The organism is Chroococcidiopsis sp. CCALA 051 (assembly GCF_003015105.1).
GTDB lineage: Bacteria > Cyanobacteriota > Cyanobacteriia > Cyanobacteriales > Chroococcidiopsidaceae > Chroococcidiopsis > Chroococcidiopsis thermalis.
The window spans coordinates 1-10187 of the sequence record NZ_PYCI01000194.1; the positions used below are offsets into that span (position 1 = coordinate 1).

General features: G+C 46.0%; 12 protein-coding genes and 2 pseudogenes. 3 read left to right on the forward strand and 11 right to left on the reverse strand.

All coding sequences use genetic code 11. The annotated features are described in order from the left end of the window. Positions 1-116 precede the first annotated feature (116 nt). Genes C7Y66_RS28565 through C7Y66_RS28580 form a run of 4 tightly spaced genes read right to left on the reverse strand, consistent with a single transcriptional unit; the run spans position 117 to position 2786 of the window. A complete protein-coding gene (locus C7Y66_RS28565; protein WP_106548149.1) occupies positions 117-1010 on the reverse strand; it encodes a sulfite exporter TauE/SafE family protein in 894 nt (297 codons plus the stop codon). Between the two features lie 10 nt (positions 1011-1020). After that, positions 1021-1566 carry a DUF3122 domain-containing protein gene (locus tag C7Y66_RS28570; RefSeq protein WP_199197701.1) on the reverse strand — a complete coding sequence of 182 codons (546 nt, stop codon included), beginning with the start codon at positions 1564-1566 and terminating at the stop codon, positions 1021-1023. A 42-nt stretch (positions 1567-1608) separates the two neighbouring features. Further along, complete coding sequence (locus C7Y66_RS28575; protein ID WP_106548151.1) at positions 1609-2307, reverse strand: MBL fold metallo-hydrolase; 699 nt, start codon at positions 2305-2307, stop codon at positions 1609-1611. Positions 2308-2321: 14 nt separating this feature from the next. After that, the gene (locus C7Y66_RS28580) at positions 2322-2786 is read right to left on the reverse strand and encodes a beta-lactamase hydrolase domain-containing protein (RefSeq protein WP_106548152.1); all 465 of its coding nucleotides are present in this window, start codon (positions 2784-2786) and stop codon (positions 2322-2324) included. A gap of 144 nt (positions 2787-2930) precedes the next feature. Between C7Y66_RS28580 and C7Y66_RS28585 the strand changes: the two genes are divergently transcribed. Beyond that, positions 2931-3293 (forward strand): helix-turn-helix transcriptional regulator, encoded by a 363-nt coding sequence (locus tag C7Y66_RS28585; protein WP_106548153.1) that lies wholly within the window; start codon positions 2931-2933, stop codon positions 3291-3293. Here C7Y66_RS28585 and C7Y66_RS28590 read toward each other — a convergent pair. Continuing rightward, positions 3275-3949 carry a DUF305 domain-containing protein gene (locus tag C7Y66_RS28590; protein ID WP_106548154.1) on the reverse strand — a complete coding sequence of 225 codons (675 nt, stop codon included), beginning with the start codon at positions 3947-3949 and terminating at the stop codon, positions 3275-3277. The two genes, C7Y66_RS28585 and C7Y66_RS28590, sit on opposite strands and share 19 nt — an antisense overlap. 69 nt (positions 3950-4018) lie before the next feature. Continuing rightward, on the reverse strand, positions 4019-4435 hold the full coding sequence (locus C7Y66_RS28595) for an OsmC family protein (protein WP_106548155.1): 417 nt from the start codon (positions 4433-4435) through the stop codon (positions 4019-4021). Between the two features lie 994 nt (positions 4436-5429). On the opposite strand from C7Y66_RS28595, the pseudogene C7Y66_RS33595 reads away from it, so the two are divergent. Further along, positions 5430-5633, forward strand: a pseudogene (locus tag C7Y66_RS33595) (DUF1830 domain-containing protein); the annotation flags it as partial. Positions 5634-5720: 87 nt separating this feature from the next. Here the strand turns inward: C7Y66_RS33595 and C7Y66_RS28605 are convergent. The 5 genes and pseudogenes from C7Y66_RS28605 to C7Y66_RS28625 all read right to left on the reverse strand — a co-directional run bounded on the left by C7Y66_RS28605 (position 5721) and on the right by C7Y66_RS28625 (position 9815). Then, positions 5721-5978 (reverse strand): hypothetical protein, encoded by a 258-nt coding sequence (locus C7Y66_RS28605; RefSeq protein WP_233222896.1) that lies wholly within the window; start codon positions 5976-5978, stop codon positions 5721-5723. A gap of 316 nt (positions 5979-6294) precedes the next feature. Beyond that, positions 6295-7095, reverse strand: coding sequence for an RMD1 family protein (locus tag C7Y66_RS28610; protein ID WP_106548160.1), 801 nt, complete (start codon positions 7093-7095; stop codon positions 6295-6297). Positions 7096-7166: 71 nt separating this feature from the next. Then, complete coding sequence (locus tag C7Y66_RS28615; RefSeq protein ID WP_106548157.1) at positions 7167-8003, reverse strand: metal ABC transporter permease; 837 nt, start codon at positions 8001-8003, stop codon at positions 7167-7169. Then, positions 8000-8796: pseudogene (locus tag C7Y66_RS28620) on the reverse strand (metal ABC transporter ATP-binding protein). Before C7Y66_RS28620 ends, C7Y66_RS28615 begins: the two are co-directional and overlap by 4 nt. Continuing rightward, entirely contained in the window at positions 8793-9815 is a 1023-nt protein-coding gene (locus C7Y66_RS28625) for a metal ABC transporter solute-binding protein, Zn/Mn family (RefSeq protein ID WP_106548158.1), read from the reverse strand. Before C7Y66_RS28625 ends, C7Y66_RS28620 begins: the two are co-directional and overlap by 4 nt. Before the next feature lie 15 nt (positions 9816-9830). On the opposite strand from C7Y66_RS28625, the gene C7Y66_RS31470 reads away from it, so the two are divergent. Further along, positions 9831-10001 carry a hypothetical protein gene (locus C7Y66_RS31470; RefSeq protein WP_158266017.1) on the forward strand — a complete coding sequence of 57 codons (171 nt, stop codon included), beginning with the start codon at positions 9831-9833 and terminating at the stop codon, positions 9999-10001. The last annotated feature ends 186 nt before the right edge of the window (positions 10002-10187 follow it).

The window sequence follows — 10187 nt, forward strand, 5'->3', positions numbered from 1 at the left end:
GAGATTCTTCACTACACTGCGTTGCGTACCCTTCGGGAAGGCTTCGCCAACAGAATGACATCCATGATTTTTTGATTCATGCAGGAGGTCTAATGGTTAGTCGTATGACCTTCAGCTCAAATGTTCCTGTTAATGCTGTCCGAGTGAAAATTTGGCGTTCCTGACGCTGGCTCAACTTGTCCGACAGGCAACTGTCTCTGTATCTTTTGAGAGTGAAACTCAGTGCGATTTTGCCAAAAGATAAAAGCAGACATTACCAGAAGGAAATAGCCAAAAGCTTTTTGTAAATGCCTCGCTTGCACGAACCTAACTAAGTAAGCTCCGGCAATAATTCCCAAACTAGCGGCGACAGTAAATGTGGCGATTAACTCCCAATTCAAATTGACACGTCCTAAATAACCGAAAAAGCCAGCAATAGAGTTGAGAACAATTACTAGTAGAGACGTACCAATCGCCTGTTTCATCGGCACTTTTGCTAACAGAACTAGTGCTGGCACGATCGCAAAACCACCGCCTACACCTACTAACCCCGTCAGCGCCCCCACGCCAATTCCTTCACTCACGAGCCACAGCCAGCAATATCTACATACTGGCTTGGGATACAACTCCAAGTCTGGTTCTCCTACAGGCGAATCGGTTTGAGGATGCTTGCGAATCATGAACGCTGCTGCCAGCAACATCATCGTGCCGAACAGCATCATTTGTAGCGTCCCTGTCACAAATGGCAGTGTCGCAAGTCGCGCCCCTGCATAAGCCCCTAACATAGTTGATAGCCCAAACATTCCGGCTGTTTTAAGCTGGATGTTGCCGAGTTTCCAATGGGGAATTGCACCCAGAAAACTCACCGTACCAACGATCGCCAAACTCATGGCGATCGCGGATTTTGGCGGTACGCCCATCACGTAAACTAAGGTGGGAACTGCCAAAATTGAACCACCGCCGCCGATTAAGCCTAAGCTAATTCCAATTGCAGTGGCAATGACGTGACCCAAAATCCACCCGATTGTCATAATGTTTTTCCTATCGAGATGAACGGACTGCAACGGTATGCCATTCCTGTACGGCTAGCGGTGGAACGTTTAGCGTTACTGTCGAACCACTAGCCGTCCGCAGGGATAACTTTAGGGGAATTTCAGGTTTGAGCTGGGGTAAAATCGGCTGAAGATCGTACTGCCCAACATTCGCAACTGTAGGGCTGTCACTGAGAAATTGCTCGGAAACATCCGTAGCTGTGAAGACTTGTTCTAAAGAGGTGGTGAGGGTCAAAGGCTGGAAACGATCTATTGCCACAATCCCAGGAAAGCCCACCAGCCGCAGATAAAATCCGGTGTTACCGTTACGAAATCGTTTGAAGGCGATCGCCTGCCAGGTTTTGCCATCGCGATCCTGTAAGGTCTGACGAGATTGATAAAGCATTTGCCCTGGCGATTCTTCTAATTGCGCGATCGCCGCAACAGCAGGTTCAGCGGTCAAGCTGCCCGTCCCCAGGCAGAGCAAGATCGCCAACCCACCCAGGAGTAATAGCCAGGAAAGAGTTTTTTGCATTCGATGCCAAAGTGATGTCACAAAAATCTCCTGCCCTTAATATTTATGCCTCTAGCCAAATACTTAAGCTGTTGCTGCTAAGCGTCCGCACATTTCATTCGCTGGGACAGCTTCCATTATTTTCTTAGGATCTGGCAAGTTCAGGTGATTCATGAATTCAATGAAACTGGGGCGATCTCGTCCGGCAAATCGAGGATTCCACCGCCTTTCTTCCCCAATTGTCGATACACTATGACCCCGATAATCGTGAGCGGGATAAACCAAAGTTTCGTCTGGTAAGCTAAACAAACGCTCTTGTACTGAATCGTAAAGCGTCCCTGCATCACCACTTTGGAAGTCCGTCCGTCCGCAGCCGCGAATGAATAAAGCATCTCCTGTCAGCACTCGGTCATCGTTGACCAAATAAGCCATATGGCTATCGGTATGACCAGGGGTAGCAATGGCTTTAATGGTAATGTTGCCCAAATGCAACGTTTCCCCATCCTTGATGTGACGGTCGGCACAGCCTACATGGGCGCGATCGGGAACGATGCCCAAACAACTTGTTGCCTGTCGCAATTCATCGGTTCCGGTCACGTGGTCGGCATGGACGTGGGTTTCCAAGCAGTAGTGCAGGGTGAGTCCTAATTCCTTGAGTAGCTTCAGATCGCGCTCCACCTGCTCTAAAACTGGATCGACCAACACAGCAGCTTTTGTTGCGGGGTCAGCGATTAAGTAAGTGTAAGTACTAGATTCGGCATCGAATAATTGGCGAAAAAGCATATCATGTCCTCCTTCTAGCTTGTTGTCCCTTCAGTTGTGTTTGAGTGCGTTGAAACGTAGTGGGCGAAGAACTCTTTCATTTGCGGATAAGCACTACAGTCAAACCCGATTTCATGAGCCTTGGCAAATGCTTGTTCTGGTGTCAGTCCTTGTCTAGTGGCTACATTCATCAATACCATTGCTCCAGCACGCATCTGTTTATAGCAGTGGATTAAGGCTGGTTTCGGTAGTGAGTCAATTTGCTCTAGGACTTGGGTAGTTTTGTCCTCGGTGAGGGTATCGACCTTAACGGGAATATTGACGTAACGCAGCCCTAACGCCTCTGCTTGCTGCTGTTCGTCTCGCCAGTAACCTTCTTCCTCAGGCGATCGCAAGTTGAGTACGGACTTAAAGCCTTCTTGCGCCGCTTGTCGCAGTTGTTCTGGCGTAACTTGCCCTGCGACAGCCAGCTGCTCGTTAATCTTCTTGACGTTTTCCATAAGTCTCCTACAATCAGTCGCTAGTTGGTAGAATTTCAATTGCTTGCTACTCTACCTATAATCATATTACCAATTAGTAATATGGTTGTGTACAATAGAAATTGTAGATTTATTTTTGTAAATTTATTAGATTGCCGATCGCGTATGCCAAAGATTTCCCTTGCCGCTCTTGCTCAAGTGGCAGAGTATTTCAAAGTGTTATCTGAGATCAGTCGATTGCAAGTTCTCAATTGTTTAAGATCGGGGGCAAAAAATGTCACGGAAATTGTGGAAGCAACTGGGTTAGGTCAGGCTAATGTTTCCAAGCATCTGAAAGTGCTAATGCAAGCAGGGATGGTCAGGCGCGAGCCTAGAGGAATCAGTGTTTTTTATGAAATTGCCGATCCAATGATTTTCGATCTATGTGAGGTGGTGTGCGATCGCATCTCCAACCGTTTGCTGGCACAAGCACAAGAATTGGAGCAATTCAGATTGAGGGAAGCAGAAAATCATCGCTCCCAATCTTGATACCATTGCTGCATCTGCTCGACTTGGACCTGTTGCTGTTCGATCGTAGAGCGGGCAAAGTCTCGTATTTCGGGACGCTCGGCACTATCGAGGATCGTTGCAGACATCATCATTGCCATGCGATCGCTCGCGATCGTCTGCCGCAAAAATTCCCGATCGAAGTCTGGAGCGTTTTTCAGCTGGGCTAAATCGGTTTCAATGACGTGCGTTTTGTACTGCTCTGGTTTATCCCCCTCTATGTTTCTATGCCACCAACGGCTGAAGTAGCTGGGTGCATTGGTTCCATACCACTGCCGATGCCACGCTTGTAATTGTTGGAGTTCCTGAGTTTTGGTTTGTTTCATGGCAGCGGCTAGAGTTTTAATTTCCTGATGCGTCGCTCGACTCAAAGCGAGTTCAGCGATTGCGATTGCTTGCTCGTCATGGAAGATCGTCCATTCGATGTAATGGCGTTCGCTACGACTAGCAACAGCCATTGTGGGAGTAGCGACGGATGTACTGGGGAGAGAATTATTTAATTGCAGATCCCGCTCTTGAGCTTGGATGTGACTAGCCATCAACAATGATGCGATCGTGCTACCAGCTAGCAAGCTTGCAAAAACATAAATGACAGCTTGTTTGCTCGGGTGGGTATGAGTCATTAACTGGTTACTCATATTTTTCACCTCTTGTACTTTGCTCTGCTATTTGTGTCACAGAGCAAGTAGATCTGAATCGAAATGACCTTATGAAGCAGCTACTATTGGTGTACTGTCGATCTGAGTCATAATTCTGGGTGGATGTGTAAGTGTAGTGTGGATCAAACAAGCATTCACAGCATTCTCTAGACCTTTTTGATGGCGATCGCTCAAGCTAATTGGTAAACTCAAGTGAATTTCGATGTCGTCTAACCTAATGGGAGGATCTGTCGTTTTTTGAGCTGAAACTTTAACATTTAGACTAGTAGCATCTAAGCCTCTAGTTTGACAGTATTTCACAGCATAGAAACCCACACAACTGCCTAAAGCAGCTAGAAACAATTCTGGTGGAGTCATCCCAGTATCTTCACCGCCATTGCTATAGGGTTGGTCGCTGGTAATAACATGACCTCTAGCAGTGGCTTGAAATTGAAGATTTGATTTGTAGCTAATATCGACTAACATATCCACCACCTACCATTGGATAGAGTTTTATCAGCAATACTTCTGCCATAGCAAAAATTTAGACTTCGTTGTGAGAAAACTGGGGGATGTCGGGAGTATCTTTTTCCTCTGGCAACAGGACATGTAATAGCACTAGGTTGGCTCCAGTTACTTTTGCCAAGTCAAGTGCTTCTTCAAAAACTTAATACCTGCGCTATTCATTTCTCACCTACAATCGGCTCTATTCCAAATTTAAGAGAAAAAGTTGAGGAATTTGTGAGGAGAATGAGTATAGAGAAATTAAAGCTTATTACCATATCCTTCAAGTTATTTATCCATTCGATTGCGGAGACTACTAACTCGATCGATTCTTCTTGCTTGAGTCTGGCTGAAAAATCTTATCAGCAATTTATAGATGAATAGCAATATATTCTCGTTATGAGATAATTTTTTTTAATTTACCATTCTAAAAATTTCCCCATTTCTTAGTTAGCATCTACCTTAGTAGCTGCCGCTACCAACCATTGCACCAATTTTAATGAAATTCGCACTGGGAGGCACTCTAAACAAAGACAGAGCTATATTTAGCTAAAATCACTCAGATCGATCCTGGATGTTGTATCTAGTAAGATTACAGATGGTTTCTCAAGTCAATACTGAATAAACATTACAAATATTTAAATATTTGTATAAACATCGAGCGAAACCGACAGCAATAGTCTCTACTCATTGGGTAAATCTCCCACTTGTATCTTTTCATAATTTCTTTTATGGTAAAAGCGTTGAATTCAATTGAGAAAAGCGTGTAGATAACTAGAATTTTCGTGCACTGGACAACAGTTCATGCATTGGATAGCAGTAAAAGCTTTGCTACGTTAAGGAGACTGGCATGGTCAACGTTCAACGTGCAGCAATTAACAAAAGTATTGTTTTAACAAAAGATCGAGGGCAGACAACATTATCAAACTCACAGCAAAATTCTACTTCCGCTAGGGACACTAACTACTCCGAACAGATTTTGTGCTACTACGCAAACACTACTAACCAGATTCAGATCGTTCGGAGTGCTAGAATTGCCAATTGTTACTTTGAGCGAGTTGTTTTCCCAGGACAGCGATTTTTCTTTGAAGCTGTGTTAGAGGCTCAACTAGAAATTCATACAGGTACAATGGTGACGGCAATTCTATCTGATAGAATTCCTTGTTCTCGCTTGCGCGTATATACCGATTAATCCAATTGTGACACCAGAAAAAATCCAGCGCATATGCACTGGCTTGTCTCTAAATTACCAATGAAAGTTGATTTTCTAGCTCATGCCTACATGAGAGCGATCGTAAGTCGTCCAGAAACTCGTGCGCGTCATGCCTTGAATGTGGTTCCAGAAGCGAGTCGCTTCTTCAGTTGAAAGCCCAACTTTCGCACCCGCACGACTCAGCATCGATTGTTCGCGCTGTTTAATCTGCCGATGGTGTTGCATCATCAAGGCACGAGCTTGTTCTCGAACCGACAAGACAGCAGATTTGGCTTTGGCAACAGAGCTAGTACCGCGATTGGTAGCTTGCATACAATTCACCTCTTTCGCATTAGCGAAGTGAAGCGCGTTCCTAGCCTACAACTAGAGTGATGCCTAGGGGATAACCCCTATACCTCCATCTGTTGACTGTCTGTCATTCAAGATGCTGTTAGGCAGTGGCTACAGAACTTCCTTCCATCTGTATTATAAAATACAATTCGCTCGATTTTTCCGAACCGATCGCCAGCAAGATGCGATTGACAATTGCATTGCTTCTCGGTAGAAATTCAGCAAACGAGTTTTCTTTCCCTAAACTTTTAATTCTTGAGATTCCGACTTTATTTCCTCGATCGCGAGGCTGAGTACTCTAACGATTGAAAAACATTTCGTACAAGGACAAAAAGATTTCCACTACGATTAAAATAACGATATACCATTCCACGCGCAAATTAGTATTATGTTGGAGCAAACCCAGTGACGTTTCGACAGTACGATAAACGAGTGCTAATTTGCGTTCCAATACTAACTGTCGTGCCTGGATTTCAAACTCTTTTTCCAGTCGCAAGTAAAAGCGATCCAAGTCGGAAGATTCCCAAAGCAGTTTTGGCTTGTCGATTACCTGGACTCGACCAACCATTTTGTGTTCCACGGCGAGAGCATTACCCAATTGTTTCAGTAATTCTCTCACTTGCTGTTTACTCCAGCGAGCGTGCTGTAAGCGATTGGCAAAAGGTTCGATCCGTTCAAAAGCACTAGCAATATTAATCTCGTAGTAAGCCATAATTACGCTCTTGGCGAGAATAGTTGCCACAATTTGTAAGCTTTTGAGATCGAACTCTGGCAAAAAGATAATGTCACCTTCTACTGTCCCCGTACTATTAGCATCGCGGTGAATTCTGACATTTTCTGCTTCTGGAGAGGCAAAAGAACCGATAGTGAACTCTTTGAGGTTAGTAATAAAGGTTGCTTCTTCTAAGGGAGAAAGAGCATATAAAACAACTACACCGGAACGAAAAAGAATCGCGCAACCAGATTCGCCAGCCGCGATCGCGAGGGGGTCTTTAGCCAAAAAGTCAATTTGTTCTAATGGCTTTAAATCGAGACTTTGCCCAAGCAGCATGGCGCGTACTGGAACAATATCGCGATCGCTGAAAAGAATTGTCTGCATCTTATTTTGTAGATTAAGACCCTCTTTCTTATTTAATCCATAATCCTTAGCATCGATTGTTAACATAGCAACTATCGCGAGGCAAAGAGGCGATCGCCACGAGTGCGACTTAGTAAAGGCTGTACAGCCACGCTCAACAAATAGACAACACCACCCACGAGAATAATCGTCGCGCCAGAAGTGAGATTGAGGAAGTACGATAGCCACAACCCCGCCGTGGTGAAAACCATGCCCAGGATGCTTGCCAATCCCATCATCTTCTTCATATCTTTCACAAATAGTCCGCTGATGGCAGCTGGCATTGTCAGCAGGGCGATCGTCATAATCAGCCCCACCACCCGCATCATCATCACGACTGTCAGAGCGATCGTACACATGAGAGTTAAGTAGATCGCGTCTACTGGCACGTTGGCAACCGTAGCAAAGGTTTCGTCAAACGAAATTGCCAATAGTTCTTTGTAAAACAATACTGACAAGGCAACAACAATCGCGTCGAGTAACAACATAATCAGCAGGTCGCGCCAGGAAACCGCTAGAATGCTGCCAAACAAGTAGCTCATCAGATCCGCCTTGTAGCCCCCTGCCAGGTCTACGAGGATAATCCCGATAGCCATACCAATAGCCCACATCACGCCAATAATAGTGTCTGCTCGCTGTCGGGTGTAGCGTTGCACGATGCCCATGCCTAACGCTGCTGCCAAACTGAAGATAACTGCACCCAGCACGGGATTAAATCTGAAAAAGTATCCTAGTCCAATCCCGCCATAAGCCGCATGGGCAATGCCACCACTGATAAAAACAATCCGGTTAATCACAACAAACGTGCCGATAATGCCACAGGCAATACTGACTAGCACGCCTGCTACCAGCGCGTTACGCATGAAGTCAAACTGTAGCGCCTCAATCATTGCCGTTCCTCTTCGATCGCATGGTTTGGGAAGACGCGATGCGGTACACCGTGGGCGATTAAGTCAACAGGGCATTTGTACGCTAACTCCAACATCTGGGGTGTAATTTGCTTTTCACCATGATAGAATAATTGCCGATTCAGGCAACCCACAGTTTTGACGCACGAGGCGATCGCGCTGATATCGTGAGAGATCATCAAAATTGTCATCCGCTCGTTCAACTGTTTGAGAATTTCGGCAACGTGGCTACCTGCATGAGGGTCAAGACTTGCCATCGGTTCGTCCAACAGCAGAATTTTGGGTTCCGTTGCCAAGGCGCGAGCGATGTAGATCCGCTTTTTTGTCCGCCAGAAAGTTCGCTGATGGGGCGATCGCTCAGATGCAGCATCTCCACGCTACGCAATGCTTCCGCCACGATTTTATTGTCTTTGGTCGTGTAAGGCTGTAGCAATCGCCGTTTCCCCAGTCGTCCCAACAGCACTACGTCCCAGACGTTTATTGGGAAGTCGCGATCGAATTCTACTGTCTGCGGCACGTAGCCGATGTACCGCCGCCCTTTGATAACATTCATGCCCATGATGCGTACCTTACCGCGCATAGGTGGCAGCAGCCCCAGCAGCACCTTGAACAGCGTCGTCTTGCCACCCCCATTTGGACCGATCAACCCAATGAAGTCCAACTCCTTCACCCAAAGGTTGATGTTCTCCAATACCATCTCGTGGTCATATCCAGCCCAGAGGTGCTGAATTACGATCGCCTCCAGTTGCGTATCTGTTGTGTTTGCGTATTTCATAGTGGCTGGTAGTTAGACAGTAAGAGTTGAGGGGTGAGGGGTGAGTAGTGATGAGCAGGGTGTAGAGTGTAGGGTGACTCCTGACTTCTGACTTCTGACTTCTGAATTCTTCTGCCCTGGTTCAATACCTTGGTAAATGTATTGGCGACAGTACGGAGGTTATTCAACCAATCAGGCGATAGCGGATTGAGTAGCAGTACCTCTCCGCCGATTTCTCTAGCGATAGTATCTGCTGACTGCGTGCTAAACTCCGGCTCAGCGAAAACCACCTTAATGCCTTCCTGCTTAGCTTTGGTAATCAGCGCCCCCAGTTCAGCGGCGCTAGGCTCTTGTCCGCCAACTTGAATCGGAATCATCTCCAGTGTGTAATCGCGGGCAAAGTAGCCCCAACTGGGATGAAAGACGATGAACTTGCGGTGCTTCACTCCCTGTAGTGACTTGCGAATGTCAGCGTCGAGCGTATCGATGTCTGCTACAAATCGCTCTAGATTTGCCTGATATACCTGCTTGTGTTTCGCATCCAGCTGCATCAAGGCGTTAGCGATCGTCCGCGCTTGAACTTTTACCAATGGGGGCGAAAGCCAGATATGGGGATCGAGATTCTCGCCCTTGTCAGTATGGATTTTCCCTTTCTCCTGGTAGCCTGCGATCGTTGGCATTCGCTGAATACCCTGAGTTGTATCTACAACGAGCATTCTGGGATTTGCTGCCTGAATTTTGTCCATCCAGGCTGACTCGAAGTCGATCCGCATCCGCATATAGGCACTGGAATGGCTCAGTGCTTTTAGTTGGGCTGGCTTTGGCTCAAAAGTGTGCGGTTCAGCTCCAGGAGGAACCATCATACTTACTGTCACGTACCCGTTACCAATTCGCTCGACAAAATATTTCTGCGGCGCGATACTCACCATGACTTGCAGTTGTTCGAGACGAGTTTTAGGTGGCGGACGCTGCTGACACCCAGACAGTGGCATAATCCCAAATAAAAGCATCGCTAGGAGGACGTAAAAGCGATCGATCATCCGTCGCCACCCCCTTTGTCAAGTATCTTTATCGATCGGGCGGAAAACATCAGGATCTTCAGTCAACTGAGCGGGGACGCACTCACGACAAAGGATATAGTCTGTCCGCCTGCCATTGTGAAGAAATATTGGATAGATTTTGGCGATTTTAACGATAAAAGATTGAGCGATCGCCCTCTAAGATAATGATAGTTATTATTAGCACTCAATAAGTCTTTGTAACAAATATGTTACTCTGCCAAATAAGTAGATATAGCGAGTCTAAATAAATCGTGAACAGAAGTCGAAGATAAATTAGGATGAAGATCTTGATGAGACAATCTGCTGAAAACTAACGTGAACCTGAATCATTTATCTAAAGCACAACAAATT